Here is a 15,307-nt window from a genome sequence, read left to right on the forward strand (position 1 = left end):
GTCCCCCGTTGGCGCCCCTGGCTCTCACTGGCCAGCCTCGGCCAGTAGCTTCGATTCTGCCATTGTCTTCCACGGTTTACTCGCTAAGAATGGAGCATGCCGGTATATGTGAGGTCCCTAGAAACCGCAGTTCCGCCAACTATCCTGATCCAGCAACAAGCACGGGAAGTTTTTGCGTCCCAACCGGGCCTGACCCGGCTGGGAACACGGCTCGTCTCCACTTGCTTTGACTCCGCCGCGATCGACACCCGGTACACGGCCGTGGAAGAACTTAGCCTTGACGCCCATCCCGAGAATCCCAGGTTCTTTGATCCGGAAACGAACAGGGTGCTGAGCCCCAGCACCAAGGTCCGCAACGAGATCTTCGCCACGGAGGCCACCAAGCTCTTCGTCGAAGCCGGCAAGACCGCGGTGGCCCAGGCTGCGGGCATTGACCTGGACGACATCACCCACGTCATCACGGTTTCCTGTACGGGGTTCTTCAACCCTGGACCGGATTACAAAGTGGTCCGGGCATTGGGTCTGAGCCCATCGGTACAGCGCTATCACCTGGGCTTCATGGGCTGTTACGCCGCGTTCCCCGCGCTCAAGGCGGCAAAGCAATTCTGCGAGGCCGATCCGGGGGCTGTGGTCCTGGTGATCTGCGTGGAACTCTGTTCGCTGCACGTAAGGACCTCCAATGATCCCGACACGATCATGGGGTCGGCCATTTTTGGCGATGGAGCTGCCGCTGCCATCGTCACGGCCCGTGAACCGGAAGGCCCGGATCCGGTCATCAGGCTGGACCACTTCGAGACCGTCCTCACCCCTGTGGGCGAAGAAGCGATGGCCTGGAACATCGGCGATGAAGGTTTCGAAATGGTGTTGGGGTCCTACGTTCCCCACATCATCGAGGAACACATCACTGGGGCGCTGGAGCCGCTGCTGGCTAAGGAACCCCAACTGGCAGGCCTGCCCTACACCGACATAACGCACTGGGCCATTCACCCCGGCGGACGCAGCATACTGGACAAGGTCGAGTCAAAGCTTGAACTCACCCAAGAGCAGTTGGTTCCGGCCCGCGAGACCCTGCGGGAGTACGGCAATATGAGCAGCGCCACCGTCCTGTTCGTCCTGAAGTACATGTTGGAACAGGACGCAGCCGAACGTGAGGAACGCATCTGCTCCATGGCGTTTGGTCCAGGCCTGACGGTGGAAACTGGCCTCTTCACGCTGGTCTCCCCCGCACTGTGAGCCCGTGGGGTTCCCTTAAGGGCAGGGACCTGCAGGCCGTAGAGGAAATGGACAGGCCGGATTGCGATCCCGTGCGCCTGAACCGGACTTACGCGCGCTTTCCGGTGGTCAACAGTCTCTTGTCCGGCTGGCATCGCACCTATGTGCAACGGATCCGGCCCTTGATGTCCACGACGGATCCGGTGTCATTGCTGGATGTCGGCTGCGGCAGCGGTGACGTTGCCCGGAGCCTGGCGCGATGGGCGCAACGCGATAGGTTCCGGCTCGAGGTGACTGCGATCGACCCGGACCTTCGAGCGCACGAATTCGCCCGCCATGCACCCCGCGTCGAGGGTGTCACCTACCGGCGCGCGCACAGCTCCCAGCTGGTAGCCGAGGGCAGGACCTTCGACGTCGTGATGTCCAACCACATCCTTCACCACCTCGACGCCGATCAGCTCACCGGAGTGCTACGGGACTCAGAGCTCCTGGGCCGTCGACTCGTCCTGCACAACGATCTGGTACGCAGCAACATCTCCTACCTGTTGTTCATGGCGGGCTTTTGGCCCCTGGGCCTCGGCTCCTACATCTGCGGGGACGGCCTGGTGTCCATCAAACGCAGCTATACCCGTGCGGAACTGCGGTCCGCCGTTCCTGGCAGCTGGTCGGTGGAAGCAAACGGCCCTTGGCATACCTTGCTCGTCTACGATGCCGCAGGCGCCAGTCAGGAGGGCGAAAGTGTTTGACGTTGTGGTGGTCGGCGCCGGGCCCGTAGGCCTGTTCATGGGTGCCTTGTTGCTGCAACAGGGGCATACGGTCAGGATCCTGGAACGGCGGCCCGCCCGGAGCCATCGGTCCCGCGCCATCGGCATCCACCCCCCGGCGCTGGGCCAGCTGGCACGCGCAGGAGTGGCGGCTGAACTGACAGAGGCCGGAGTTCATATCCGTCGTGGACTTGCGTACAGCCGCGGAAAGCGGGTGGCCGAACTGCCGTTCTCCGGCGATCCCGACTTTCCGTTTATCCTCGCCGTACCGCAGCCCCTCACCGAAAAGGTCCTGGAGGAGGCCGTAGTGCGCCTTGATCCTGGAGCGATCATCCGCGGGGCCGACGTCATGAGCCTCGTCGAGGACAGTTCAGGAGTGGTGGAGGTGGCTGCGGCCATACCCGCCGGGGAGAAACAGTTCACCGCCCGCCTGGTGGTAGCCGCCGACGGTGCCCATTCAACTGTTCGCCGGCAGATCGTGCCGGAACTGCCGGCACGGGGCTACCCGGACAGCTACATCATGGGTGACTTCTCTGACGCCACCGGTCATGGCTCCGATGCGGTGCTGTATTTGGAACCCGACGGGATTGTGGAGTCGTTTCCGCTGCCGGGCGGGGTGCGAAGGTGGGTGGTGCGGTTGGGTGAACCGGATCAAGGCTCGACGGCGGCCGGGCTGGCCGGTCTGGTGGGGGCCAGGACCGGCGAGGTGCTTGACCCGGCCAGCAACACCATGATCAGTGCCTTTGAAGTACGGTCCCGCCTGGTACGGAGGATGGTTCACGGCCGGGTGGTCTTGCTCGGTGACGCCGCCCATGAGATCAGTCCGATTGGTGGGCAGGGCATGAACCTGGGATGGCTGGATGCGGCGGAACTCGCGCCAATAATGCACGCTTCCCTCATGGGGAATGATGTTGGGCGTCGGCTTGCACGGTTTGAGGTAACCAGGCGCAGGACAGCGTTACGGGCTTCGCGGCAGGCCGGCTTGAACATGGCGCTGGGCAGGCCGCTGCCCCCGGCCGTTATGGAAACCCGGAACAGGCTTTTTGCTGCGGCCTTGGAGCTTCCTGCTGTGGCGGCGCTGGTGGAGCGGCGCTTCACCATGCGCTGATTATTCCGGCGCGGTGTAGTAGCAGTCGTAGGTGTCCTGGCTGATGATGAGCCCGTCGCGGAGCTCGAAGACGGCCGTGCTGCGGGCCCGGATAGTGTCGCCGCAATCCCAGTGGGGAAGGTCAAGAAGCAGTGTGGCCGACCAATTCATTTCGAGCACGACCCGGTCACCCTGGCAGGTGGTCCGGACAACGTCGAATGTTTGCTTGGCAACGATGTCCTTGCTTTGGTCCGCCCCGGAGAGCGTCTCGGCCAGGTTGCGGGTGGAACCTGATTTGGACAGTGCGTGTGGCCACTCGGTGAGCGTGAAGTCCTCGGCGAGGAACGGCCGCAGTTCTGCAGCTCCACCGCCGGCTTCTACGGTCCTGACGAAGGCAAGGACCTGGTCCAAGGGAGTGGAATGGCTCATCCGTCGAGCCTAGCCCACCGTCGCGGACACTTCCGCGTTAGGCTCAAAGGCATGACGCATCAACCTCATCCCGAGGCGCCCAGCCCCGCCACCGACTTCAACCCCACGCAGATCAGGGATGCTGTCCGAAGGCTGCTTGACGCAGAGGATCTTCCGGCAATTGTCCAGGCGGGTCATCCTGTCCTGCGTCATGTTGCAGCCCCCTTTGATGGCCAGATAGACGACGTTGAGTTGCTGGCACTCGTTGATCGGATGCGTGAGGTCATGCATGACGCTCCGGGCGTGGGCTTGGCTGCCCCGCAGTTGGGCATCCCCCTTCAACTGGCCGTCCTTGAGGACAAATACGAGGTTGACCCGGCGTCGGCCGCTGTGCGGCACCGGGAGCAGCTGGAGTTCTTCGCCATCATCAACCCGACGTACAAGCCCCTGGGATCGGAGACAGCCTCGTTCTTCGAAGGGTGCTTGTCTGTCGCCGGATACCAAGCCGTCGTGAAACGCCATCGGAACGTCGAGTTGCGGTACACCGATACTGCCGGCGAGCCCGTGGAAGAGTGGTTCTCCGGCTGGCAGGCCCGCATCGTGCAACATGAAACAGACCACCTCCATGGAACCCTCTACCTGGACCGGGCCGAGATACGGTCACTGTCCAGCAATGCGGAGCATTCAGCGCGGTGGGCCGCCCCGGATATCGATGAAGCACGCAGGACCCTCGGTTTCCAGCCCTAGGTGGTGGCGCGGGGCCTCAACCCCTGCAGAGTCCTATGACGCCAGGTGGTTGGAAGCCGTCGGAAGGTACCGCGCCCACCAGCGAAGGATGTGGTCGAAGCGCTGCTTCCGATGATGCGGGGTGCCGGAACGGGACAGTTCGTGATCCTCACCAGGGAAGACCAGCAGGGCTGTCTCCACCCCTTGCGCCTTGAGCTGCGAGTAGTAGCGCTGTCCCTGCTCAACCGGGCAACGAAGATCGTTTTCGCTGTGCACCACCAAGGTGGGAGTGTCGACGTTGGTGACAACAGCCATGGGGCTTTGCGACGCCATCTGGGCGGCCGTCCCGCCGATGTATTCCGCGCCGAAGAACCAACCAATGTCGGATGAGCCGGCGAAGCTGACAGGGTCCAGGAAACCGCGCTCAACGATCGCGGCCTTGAACCGGTGGTCATGCGCGATGGTCCATGCGGTCAGGTAACCGCCATATGATCCGCCCATGATTCCCACCCGGTCCTTATCCAGCGCGCCGAAACCCGCCAGGGCGGCGTCAAGGAACGCCAGGACGTCCTGCATATCCACAGTGCCCATGCGTTCTTTGATTGCACGTCCGTGCGCTTGGCCGTAGCCGGAGGAACCGCGTGGGTTGCACATGATGACCGCGTATCCTGCCGCCGCATACACCTGTGCTTCGTCGAAGAAAGCTCCGGTGTACTGGGCAAACGGGCCGCCGTGGATGTTGAGGAGGACCGGATGTGGGCCGGGCCCGTCCGGTAGCATAACCCACCCCTGGACAGGGTGCCCGTCTCCGGAAGGTGCCTCGAATTCCCTGGGCTCAATGACCTGTGAGTCGTTCCGGAGTGCGGCCGAGAAGTCCGTGAGGAGCCGGATTTCACCACGTTCCAACTTGGCGACGTCGCCCACTGTGGCGGCGTCGGAGAAGCTGACCGCGATTTCGCCGTTCGCAGCCACCGTGGCGCCGATGACTACCCTGGCCCCGTGCACCAGCGGGGTGATAGCGCCCTCCGCGGTCACCTCCAGAAGTTCGACGCTGCCCAGTGCGGTGTTCAGAACCAGCACACTGTCGGGACCACTGGGTTCCATTGGTCCTGACGCATCCAAATGTTCGACGTCGGTCAGGGCCACGGCCTCTCCCCCACTGGCGGGCATGACATGGAGCACGGTGTTTCGCGCGACGAAGTCCCGGCCCGTGCCACCCATGTCCTGCGCAAGATAGAACAGCCACTTGCCGTCGGCGGATGCGAGGACGTCCGTCACGGTTTGGCGTCCGGCGTTGGAAGGTTCGACGGCGGTCGGCTGGCCGCCATCAGTGGCGATCCGGTAGACGGAGGTGACAAGGTCGTCGTCGTGCCCTTCATGGAGGGCCGCCACGAAGTAGAGCTCCCTGCCGTCAGCGGAGAAGCATGGGGACTCATGGTCGGAATCGCCGAACGTGAGCTGCTTTGCCGCTGGAATTCCCTTGGATGGATTCTTCGGCTGTTCGTGCCCGGCCCTGCCCCGCGGGGTGACGGCCGGTTCGCCGCCCAGCTCCGGTACCTCCACGATGAACAGTTGCTGGCGCTGGTCGGCGGTATAGCCGAGCCCGTTCATCCTGTACTGGTTTGCAGTGACCAGGCGGGCGTCCTCAGCTCCGGAACCGACGCCGTCTACCGTTCCGTAGCGCCCCTGCTCCGGTACGCGCGAGGTGAAGGCAATGCGGTGGGAGTCCGGCGCCCACCTGAAGCCGGAGACTCCCAGCTGTTGGTCCGTGATCCGCTGGGGCTCCCCGCCGGCCGCTTCCACCACGAAGAGTTGCGGCTTACCGTCTGGTTCGCTGCGGATGAAGGCCAGGACCAGTCCGTCGGGCGAGAACGCCGGGGAGGTGTCACGGAACCCGCGGGTGATCCGGCGCGAATGTTTGGTGCTGTCCAACGGGACCGTCCAGAGCTGGCCGACGTAGTTGTCCGCGTCGAAGTCTGGCCTGGTGACGGACACGACGGCTTTGCTGCCATCAGGGTGGATGGCGGGCGCGGACACGGAGTTCAGCAAAGGCAGTTGCTCGGGTTTCACGTTGGTGAGCCTAGCCCGACGGTTGCGGCGAGGGCACCAGACACTCCGTCCCACCGTAGGATTGGAGCCATGTTGCCTGATGCTGTCGCGGCCCTTCGCTGTCCTGTCTGCCGTGGGGCGTTACGGCTCCTGGAGAAGCAGCAGCGGACACTTTCCTGCGATTCCGGGCACCTTTTCGATGCGGCACGGCAGGGCTACTTCAACCTGCTGACCGGCAAGGGCACGGTATTCGAAGCCGATTCCGCCGCGATGGTTGCAGCGCGGCACCGTTTCCTCGACGCGGGACACTATGACGACCTTGCCGGGGCAGTCGCGGAGTCAGTGAAGGCGGTGCTCCACGGGCCGGGCTCCCTCATCCTTGACGCTGGTACGGGAACAGGCCACTACCTGCACCAGGCCATGCAGCGGTCCGGCGCTTCGGCCGTAGGCCTGGACATCTCCAAGTTCGCCCTTCGGAGGGCTGCCCGGCTCAATCCGGAGGCGGCCAACCTCGTCTGGGACATTTGGCGTCCCTTGCCGCTGGCCAATGACACCGTGGACGCCGTCATGGTGGTCTTTGCGCCGAGGAATCCGGCGGAGTTCGCCCGTGTCCTCCGTCCCGGGGGGACGCTGGTGGTAGTGACTCCTCGGCCTGGCCACCTGGCCGGGATCGCCGAGCGCACGGGCATGCTCGGCATCGAGGAAGGCAAAGCGGAACGCCTCGCCGAGTCCATGCGTGGGCATTTCACGTCAACGTCCAGTGTGGACCTGGACATCGCCCTGACGCTGCGCGGCCCGGAGATGGCGGACCTTGCATATATGGGACCCGCGGGGCACCACCTGAAGGACGGGAAGTTGGCTGAATTGGCCGCATTCGACGGTTCCGTTTCCACCACCGCCATGTTCCGGATCAGCGTGTTCACCGTGTCCTGACGTGGGAGGGCGCGCCGGGCTAGGATGGAAGAACAGCGACTGTGATCCCTCCTGAAGGGGTCCGGGACCAAGGGGGAACCGATGTTCGAATGGCTCGGCGAGAATTGGTGGGCATTGTGGCTCACCCTCTTCCTCGCGTTTGCAGTGGTGGAGATGCTGACTCTCGACCTCTTCTTCATCATGCTGGGCGGCGGAGCCCTTGCAGGATTGGTCGCCGACTTCGCCGGTGCCGAACTATGGCTGCAGATCGTCGTCTTCTGCGTGGTTTCCCTCTTGATGATCGTCTTCCTGCGGCCCGTTGCCCTGAGGCACCTTCACAAGGGGCCTGAAGAGCAGCGTTCCAATATCGACCGCCTGATCGGACAACCTGCCTTGGTCATTGAAGCCGTTACCGGCACCAGTGGACTCGTCAAAATAGGCGGCGACGTTTGGACAGCCCGCAGCGCCGCCGGCACCCTGGACGCCGGAAAGACAGTCCAGGTCACGAGGATTGACGGCGCGACGGCAGTGGTCGCCACGCCTGCCGAAAACAGCCCGCTCTAGGGCGCGACACCCGCCTGCCGGTTATCGGGCCGGCGGGGACTCCCGTGCAGAGCGGCATCAAACCACGCAATTGGGGAACGAAGGAGATGTATGGACGGCTTAGGAGGAACAGCAGCAGCAATTGTGCTGATTGTTCTCGTCATTTTTGTGATCATAGTGTTGGTCCGCTCGGTGAGGATCATCCCGCAGGCGCGCGCCGGCGTCGTTGAACGGCTTGGTAAGTACCAGCGCACGCTCAATCCGGGACTCACCATCCTGATCCCGTTCGTCGACCGGCTCCTGCCGTTGCTTGACCTGCGCGAGCAGGTCGTATCCTTCCCGCCTCAGCCGGTCATTACCGAAGACAACCTGGTGGTCTCGATCGACACCGTGGTGTACTTCCAGGTCACTGATCCCAGGGCGGCTACCTACGAAATCGCCAACTACATCCAGGCTGTGGAGCAGCTGACTACTACCACGCTGCGTAACGTGGTGGGTGGGCTCAACCTCGAAGAGGCACTGACGTCCCGCGACCAGATCAACGGCCAACTCCGTGGTGTGTTGGACGAGGCAACAGGCCGTTGGGGAATCCGCGTTTCACGGGTCGAGCTCAAGGCCATTGATCCGCCCCACTCCATCCAGGATTCGATGGAAAAGCAGATGCGCGCTGAACGTGACCGCCGCGCGGCCATCCTGACCGCCGAGGGCACCAAGCAGTCGCAGATCCTCACAGCGGAAGGCCAGCGCCAAGCCGCTATCCTCGCCGCCGAAGGTGATGCGAAGGCTGCTATCCTCCGGGCCGATGGTGAAGCCCAGGCCATCCAGAAGGTGTTCGACGCGATACACAAGGGGAACCCGGACCAAAAGCTGCTGGCGTACCAATACCTGCAGACGCTTCCCAAGCTTGCCGAGGGCAGCTCCAACAAGCTGTGGATCATTCCCAGCGAAGTCGGCGAGGCACTCAAGGGAATCGGCGGTGCCCTCGGGGGCGCTACGGGAGAGTCTCCTGTAGCTGGCCTCTTTGGCGGTAACGAACAAGCCAAGTCCGCCGAGACTACACCGGTGGCGCCGTCCCGGAGCGCTGAGTAAACGCAGCGCCAACACGCGACGAACGGCCAGCCCCAGTGGCTGGCCGTTCGTCGCGTCCGGCCCCTTTTGAGTACGGAGCGCCGATCCGCGTATAATGGGATATTTGTCCGGCTGGTTCAGCGTGGATGGAACATAAAAGCTTTGCCAGGCGTTGCAATTAGTGATGCAAGGTGTGCAGAAGTAGTCCGTAAGGATCGTGAAAACGGCTTACGGCTAGCGCGGGGTTACTGCTCCGCGAACAGACAGAGGGAGTAATCATGAGCGATCGCAGCCTGCGGGGTATGCGTCTTGGCGCCCAGAGCATGGAAACCGAATCCGGTGTTGAGCCGGCACCGCGCCAGCGGGTCGAGTACCGTTGCGAAGATGGAGAGCAGGTCTTCGTGACCTTCTCCTCAGAAGCCGAGATCCCCCCGGTTTGGGTTTCCAAGACCGGCAAGGAAGCACTCCTGGTTGATGGCGAGCGTCCCGTGGATGCCAACGAGAAAGCTGTCCGCACGCACTGGGACATGCTCCTTGAGCGCCGCAGCCTTCCCGAGCTGGAGCAGATCCTCGAGGATCGTTTGAACATTCTGCGTGAGCGCCGTGGAGAACGCCGCTCCGCATAGCAATCCAGGTACACCAAAGGCCGGCTCCGATTCCCTGAGGGGAATCGGAGCCGGCCTTTTTGGTGTGTTGCGGCGGTTACTTGGCGACCGCCGGCGACTTCCGGGTGAGTTTTGCCCAGCGTGCGGCCAGGCCCCACCTGGTGACGTTGATCATGGCCTCGACAACGATGTTGCCACTCATCTTCGAGGCACCGAGTTCGCGCTCCACGAACGTGATGGGGCGCTCCTCGATGCGCAGGCCCAGCTTGGCTACCCGCCAGGCAAGGTCGACTTGGAAGCCGTAACCAACCGACTCGACTTCGTCCAGGTTCAGCGCTTCCAGCGTGCTGCGACGGAATGCGCGGTAGCCGCCGGTGACATCCTTGATCTTGACGCCCAGCATGATGCGCGCATATGTGCTGCCGATCCGGGAGATGGCCTGACGGTAGAGCGGCCAGTTGACGACGCTGCCGCCTTCCACCCAACGGGAACCCATGGCGAGGTCTGCTCCGTCCTTGACTGCATCCAGGAGGAGGGGAAGTTGCTCCGGCTGGTGCGAACCGTCGGCGTCCATTTCGACCAGGATGTCGTACCCAGCGGCGAGACCCCATTTGAAGCCTGCGATGTAGGCGGCCCCCAGGCCTTCCTTGCCCTTCCGATGCAGGACATGGACGTTGCTGTCCTCCGCGGCGAAGCCGTCGGCCAACTGTCCCGTGCCATCAGGGCTGTTGTCGTCAACCACCAGGACATCGGAATCGGGAACTGCTGCGCGGAGGCGCCCGAGGGTCTTGGGGAGCGATTCGAGCTCGTTGTAGGTGGGAATGATTGTCAGGACACGCAAGAAGAGGCCTTTCCTTGATGGAGCGGTCAGTGTGCCGGACCAGCCAGTCGGCTGGCATTCTGGCGCAACTCTCCATTATAGGACGACGCCGGGACCTCCTCGGGCGGCTGTGGCGCCGAACACATGTGCGGGCAGCTCCGCAGGCCCAGGGCCAGTAGTGTCGGGAAGCGAAGTCCAGGACAAACTGTTTTCTGGGTCACCGAGGATCTGCCCACTCATGTGCCGCCAACATGGAAAACCGGCCACGGCTGGACCGTTAGGCTCCGTGTGCTGCCTCTAAGTTGATCATCCGTTGAGCCTCAATGCTACGGACTCACAGCATGCTGTCAACCAGCCAATGACCTGCGGATCCGTCTGTCTTCCCAGCTCAGAGCACTCGCTCTCCGCGGAAAATTCGCCAGCTAGGACCTGAGTGCCTCATGGGCGAACAGCTCCTGTCCTTCCCGGACAGTCTGGAGGCAACGCGGATCGGTGCCGGTGTCCAGGGCAGGCAGCAGGGGTGTCCGCGCACGGGGGTCCGTGCTCCAGGACTGGACCCTGCTATCGGCAACCTGGACCATGAGTTCGTCGACTTCCCACACCGCGAAACTGGCCGGGGCGCCGGGCACGAGCTGGCCCATCAGGGGGTTCCGATGCTTGGTGGCCCGCCAGCCGGCCCGGGTGTGGCCGAGGAACGCAGCCCTGGCTGAGATCCGCTGCTCGGGGTTGCTGTGCTCCAAACAGGCGCGGACGCTGGACCAGGGGCGCAACGGTGTGACCGGACTGTCACTGCCAAAGGTAATGGGAACTCCGCTGGCGTAGAAGGAGGCGAAGGGATTCATGGATTGGCTTCGCGCGCCGAGGCGTTGCGAATACAGGCTGCCAGCTGCACCCCACGCGGAATCGAAGCCCGGCTGCACACTGACGGTGATGGAGTACTTGGCCAGTCTGTCGATGGCGGCCTGGTCAGCCATCTCGACATGTTCCAGGCGGTGGCTGGCTGCACGGATGCGCTGCTCCCCCACCTCGGCGGCGGCCACGTCCAGCGCGTCCAGCACCGCGGCCAGCCCGGCGTCGCCGATAACGTGGAAGCCTGCCTGGATGCCCAGCAAGGACGTAGCTGCGATGTGCTTCGCTGCGTCATCCACCCCGAGGTACAGGCTGCCGCGTTGACCGGGTGCGTCAGAGTAATCATTCAGCAACGCGGCCGTCCTTGAGCCCAGGGACCCATCCATGTTGAGATCCCCGGCGAGTCCCCTCACATCGGTACCCAGGCCTGCCAGGATGCTCCGGGCATGCTCTTCGGAGGTAGCCAGCTCACCCCAGTACGGAAGTACCTCGGGACTGCCCGGCTGCCCATTCCATGATGTCGCCAAGCGAAGGTCTTCCGGGCCGCAGATGTGGGGTGCGGACATCTCTGCCAACGCCACATACCCGTTGGCGGATGCTTCCTTCAAGGCCCGCTCCTGATATGCGCGCCGCTGGTCTTCCGGGAATTTTCGGGCTGCCAGCCGGGCTGCCGTGTGTGCCGCCCGCACTGCCTGCGCGGTTCCTGACCACCCGTCCAGGCCCGCTGCGTTGGCCTCGGCAGCCAGCGAAGCCGTGATCAGTGCTGAGTGGACATCGATGCGTGAGAGGTACACATGGCGGCCCCCCGATGCCCGTTCCAGTTCTTCGAGGGTAGGAAGCGTGGGATCATCCCACAGCGTCTCGTCCCAACCGTGGCCCAGGATTGTTCCCGTACCACCCGAAGAAGCAACGGCGTCGAGCAGTTCCCTGGCCGAACGCACAGCGCCCAGCTGCAGCCCCGACAGGGCCAGCCCGGTTTCTGTCAGGTGCACATGCGAGTCGACAAAGCCTGGTGCGAGCAAGGCTCCGCGAAGGTCAATGATGTCCATTGATGAATCCGCAATGGAGGTTGCGGCCTGCTCAGAGCCCACCCAGGCAACGGTATCGCCGTCGACCACCATGGCTGTTGCGAACGGATCCGCAGCTGTATAGATCGAACCATTGCGGTACATGGTGACCTTCTTGCCGGTCCCTGCGTGGTGATGGCCGGCAGGCACGCCTGGCTGGTTCATGCGTTGAGCTCCTTGAGCGGTTGAAGACGGTAATTCATGGAGGTGGCGTCAGGCCACGGTGGAATAGGCCACGACGCCGCGCCGGACCAGGTCGATGGACTCGCGGCAGATCCTGGACAGGCGGGGGTCCAGTTGGGGAATTTTGGCCAGTTGGTCCAGGAGATCCACTACCTGCTTCGCCCAACGGACGAAGTCGCCGGCCGCGAGGTCGGTGCCGTTGAGGACATCCTGGAGGTGGCGTCCCTTGGCCCACTTGTACATGGGCCACATCAGTCCAAGTTCGGGCTCCCCGGTCAGCGGGAGCCTGTGGTGTTCTTCTGTGTCCTCCAGCTGTGACCACTCACGCACCACGATGTCCACGGCCGACTCGAGCGAAACCGAGGGCATCTTCGGCCTGAGCCCTCGGTCCTCGCGCTTGGCCTGGTACACCAAGGTACTGGCCAGGGAAGCGAGCTCTGCGGCATCAAGGTCGTTGATGGCGCCCTGCCGGACCGACTGGGAGATAAGGAGGTCCTTTTCTCCGTAGATGCGGCGGAGACGCTGGCCATCAGCGCTGATCGTCACATGACCGGCGTCGTCGGTCTCCAGGTAACCATAGGCCGAGAGGACATCGCAGACACGGTCGAACGTCTTGGCGATCGTGTTGGTCCGGCCTTGGATCTGGCGAACCAGTCCGTCGGTTTCCTTGCGCAGTTTCCACCAGCGCTCCGACCAGCGGGCGTGGTCCTCGCGTTCGCTGCATCCGTGGCAGGGGTGGGCGCGCAATGCACGGCGCAGATCCGCAATCTTTTTTTCCTGGTCCGGGAGCCGGGCACCCAAACCGAAGTCCTCGTGCCTGCTGTTGCGACGGCTCTGGGGTACGTCCTCACTGATGGCATGACGCATGGCCGCGGCAAGGTCCCGCCTGGCCTTGGGTACTTTGGAATTGAAGGATTTGGGGATCCTGATGCGGGTAACCGGTGACACGGGCCCCTCCAGGTCGTGGACGCCGATGCGCCGGAGCTGGTTATCGGATGTCAGCACGGAGGGCCGCGGTTCGCGGGCATTCCGATCCACCTCGAGGACCACTGCGTGCCCAGCCAATCTGCCGCTGTAGATGCTGATGACATCCCCAGGGATCAACCGTGTCAACGAGTCGGTTACATGGGAGCGGCGGGCCCGCTGGTTATCCCGGGCCGCGAAGTTCTCGGCATCGCTGAGGTCGCGGCGGAGCTTGGAGTACTCAGTGAAGTCCCCCAAATGGCATTGCATGGACTTTGCATACCCAGCCAATGACTCCTCACGGCCGCGCACCTGCCGGGCGAGGCCCACGACGGATCGGTCCGCCTGGAACTGCGCGAAGGACGATTCAAGGATTTCGCGCGCCCGCACACGGCCAAACTGGGCGATCAGGTTGATGCTCATGTTGTACGTGGGGCGGAAGCTGGAGTTCAAGGGATAGGTGCGCCGCGAAGCAAGGCCTGCGACGGCGGTGGGATCAGTTCCGGGCTGCCACAGCACCACCGCATGGCCCTCGACGTCGATGCCGCGTCGTCCAGCGCGACCCGTGAGCTGGGTGTACTCCCCCGCGGTGATGTTGACGTGTGCTTCGCCGTTGAACTTCTCGAGTTTTTCCAGGACCACGCAGCGCGCCGGCATGTTGACGCCCAAAGCGAGTGTTTCTGTTGCGAACACGGCTTTGACCAGACCGTCTGCGAAGAGCTTTTCCACTACCTCCTTGAAGGTAGGGAGCATACCGGCATGATGGGCGGCGAAGCCCCTGACCAGGCCGTCCCGCCAGCTCCAAAAGTCAAGGACATCGAGGTCGTCTGCAGGAATTTCGTGGCTTGCTTCGTCCACGCGCTGGGCAATGATCTGTTGCTCGCGCTCGGTTGTGAGCCACAACCCCGATGCCGCGCACTGGGCAACCGCGGCGTCACAGCCCGCCCTGGAGAAGATGAAGGTGATGGCAGGCAGCAGATCCTGGCGACGCAGGCTTTCGATCACCTGGGGGCGGCTGGCTTTGCGGACCGGGCTGCGTTGCCCGGACTGCTGCCGCTCATCCCTGTAGCGGTCCTGGCGGCGCCGGCTCCGGCCCCCGTGCCCGTATCGGCCGGCTGAGTTCATCCTGCTTTCCGAGCGTGCCATGGCCAGGAGGTCGGGGTTCACTTCAAATTCCCGGCTAACGAGGCTTTGGCTCGCCTTGGTCGATGCGGAGCGCGCGGAAGACACTTTGCGGCGTTGGGGGCCGCTTGGCTCGACAGGGATCTCGGCGTTCTCGGAGAGATCAGGCACCTCGGGGTCCAGTGGGCCCGGCACGGCTGGAGCTATTTCATCGAACGTAGTGTCCCCGGCAAAAAGATCAACGATCTCGCGGCCCACCATTACGTGCTGCCAGAGTGGAACGGGCCGGTGCTCCGAGACAATGACGTCGGTGTCGCCCCTGACGGTGTCCAGCCACGCGCCAAATTCCTCGGCGTTGGAGACTGTAGCGCTCAAGGAAGCAACCTGTACCTCGCTGGGCAAGTGGATGATGACTTCTTCCCACACCGCCCCGCGGAAGCGATCCGCCAGGTAGTGGACCTCATCCATCACCACGAAGCCCAAATCACCGAGCGTCTCCGAATCGGCGTACAACATGTTCCTCAGGACCTCGGTGGTCATGACCACCACAGGAGCGTCGCCGTTAATGGTGGTGTCACCGGTCAGCAGTCCCACATTGGCCGCACCGTACTTGGCCGCCAATTCGGAGAACTTCTGGTTGCTCAACGCCTTAATGGGGGTGGTGTAGAAAGCCTTAAGGCCGCGTTCCAAGGCAAGGTAGATGGCAAACTCGCCAACGATTGTCTTGCCGGCCCCGGTCGGGGCGGCCACCAGGACTCCCCGCCCCTCCTGAAGGGAGCGACACGCGTCCCGTTGGAAGTCGTCGAGTTCGAAATCAAGCGAACGGGCAAAGGATCCGAGATACGTTTTCGACTCGGCCGCCCGCTGGGCTGCGGCCTGGTAACGGTCGGACGGTGATGGAGACCCGGAAGTGGAGGACATGCCTCAAG

13 protein-coding genes are annotated in these 15,307 nt (G+C 63.4%); 8 read left to right on the forward strand and 5 right to left on the reverse strand.

Annotation, left to right across the window (positions count from 1 at the left end):
- The first annotated feature begins 96 nt into the window (after nucleotides 1-96).
- The 3 genes from NEK97_RS01145 to NEK97_RS01155 are packed head-to-tail and all read left to right on the forward strand — an operon-like array spanning nucleotide 97 to nucleotide 3,084.
- Nucleotides 97-1,233, forward strand: coding sequence for a type III polyketide synthase (locus NEK97_RS01145; protein ID WP_257368057.1), 1,137 nt, complete (start codon nucleotides 97-99; stop codon nucleotides 1,231-1,233).
- Entirely contained in the window at nucleotides 1,230-1,958 is a 729-nt protein-coding gene (locus NEK97_RS01150) for a class I SAM-dependent methyltransferase (RefSeq protein WP_257368058.1), read from the forward strand. The genes NEK97_RS01145 and NEK97_RS01150 overlap by 4 nt, the downstream gene beginning before the upstream one ends.
- Nucleotides 1,951-3,084, forward strand: a complete 1,134-nt coding sequence (locus NEK97_RS01155) for an NAD(P)/FAD-dependent oxidoreductase (RefSeq protein WP_257368059.1) — start codon at nucleotides 1,951-1,953, stop codon at nucleotides 3,082-3,084. The genes NEK97_RS01150 and NEK97_RS01155 overlap by 8 nt, the downstream gene beginning before the upstream one ends.
- Here NEK97_RS01155 and NEK97_RS01160 read toward each other — a convergent pair whose 3' ends face one another.
- Entirely contained in the window at nucleotides 3,085-3,492 is a 408-nt protein-coding gene (locus tag NEK97_RS01160; RefSeq protein WP_257368060.1) for a nuclear transport factor 2 family protein, read from the reverse strand.
- A gap of 51 nt (nucleotides 3,493-3,543) precedes the next feature.
- Here NEK97_RS01160 and NEK97_RS01165 point away from each other — a divergent pair, with 51 nt between their 5' ends.
- A complete protein-coding gene (locus NEK97_RS01165) occupies nucleotides 3,544-4,218 on the forward strand; it encodes a peptide deformylase (protein WP_257368061.1) in 675 nt (224 codons plus the stop codon).
- Between the two features lie 33 nt (nucleotides 4,219-4,251).
- On the opposite strand, the gene NEK97_RS01170 is transcribed toward NEK97_RS01165, so the two are convergent.
- The gene (locus tag NEK97_RS01170; RefSeq protein ID WP_257368062.1) at nucleotides 4,252-6,267 is read right to left on the reverse strand and encodes a S9 family peptidase; all 2,016 of its coding nucleotides are present in this window, start codon (nucleotides 6,265-6,267) and stop codon (nucleotides 4,252-4,254) included.
- Nucleotides 6,268-6,336: 69 nt separating this feature from the next.
- On the opposite strand from NEK97_RS01170, the gene NEK97_RS01175 reads away from it, so the two are divergent.
- The 4 genes from NEK97_RS01175 to NEK97_RS01190 all read left to right on the forward strand — a co-directional run bounded on the left by NEK97_RS01175 (nucleotide 6,337) and on the right by NEK97_RS01190 (nucleotide 9,395).
- Complete coding sequence (locus NEK97_RS01175) at nucleotides 6,337-7,179, forward strand: methyltransferase domain-containing protein (protein ID WP_257368063.1); 843 nt, start codon at nucleotides 6,337-6,339, stop codon at nucleotides 7,177-7,179.
- Nucleotides 7,180-7,260: 81 nt separating this feature from the next.
- Nucleotides 7,261-7,722, forward strand: coding sequence for an NfeD family protein (locus NEK97_RS01180; protein WP_257368064.1), 462 nt, complete (start codon nucleotides 7,261-7,263; stop codon nucleotides 7,720-7,722).
- A gap of 90 nt (nucleotides 7,723-7,812) precedes the next feature.
- A complete protein-coding gene (locus tag NEK97_RS01185; RefSeq protein ID WP_257368065.1) occupies nucleotides 7,813-8,790 on the forward strand; it encodes an SPFH domain-containing protein in 978 nt (325 codons plus the stop codon).
- Nucleotides 8,791-9,047: 257 nt separating this feature from the next.
- Nucleotides 9,048-9,395 carry an RNA polymerase-binding protein RbpA gene (locus NEK97_RS01190; RefSeq protein WP_011774875.1) on the forward strand — a complete coding sequence of 116 codons (348 nt, stop codon included), beginning with the start codon at nucleotides 9,048-9,050 and terminating at the stop codon, nucleotides 9,393-9,395.
- A 76-nt stretch (nucleotides 9,396-9,471) separates the two neighbouring features.
- On the opposite strand, the gene NEK97_RS01195 is transcribed toward NEK97_RS01190, so the two are convergent.
- From NEK97_RS01195 to NEK97_RS01205, 3 genes are all read right to left on the reverse strand, one after another.
- Entirely contained in the window at nucleotides 9,472-10,215 is a 744-nt protein-coding gene (locus tag NEK97_RS01195) for a polyprenol monophosphomannose synthase (RefSeq protein WP_257368066.1), read from the reverse strand.
- 401 nt (nucleotides 10,216-10,616) lie between these two features.
- The gene (locus tag NEK97_RS01200; RefSeq protein WP_257368067.1) at nucleotides 10,617-12,275 is read right to left on the reverse strand and encodes an amidohydrolase; all 1,659 of its coding nucleotides are present in this window, start codon (nucleotides 12,273-12,275) and stop codon (nucleotides 10,617-10,619) included.
- 48 nt (nucleotides 12,276-12,323) lie between these two features.
- The gene (locus tag NEK97_RS01205) at nucleotides 12,324-15,299 is read right to left on the reverse strand and encodes an RNA helicase (RefSeq protein ID WP_257368068.1); all 2,976 of its coding nucleotides are present in this window, start codon (nucleotides 15,297-15,299) and stop codon (nucleotides 12,324-12,326) included.
- Between the last annotated feature and the right edge of the window lie 8 nt (nucleotides 15,300-15,307).

The sequence above is a fragment of the Paenarthrobacter sp. UW852 genome (genome assembly GCF_024608385.1).
Lineage (GTDB): Bacteria > Actinomycetota > Actinomycetes > Actinomycetales > Micrococcaceae > Arthrobacter.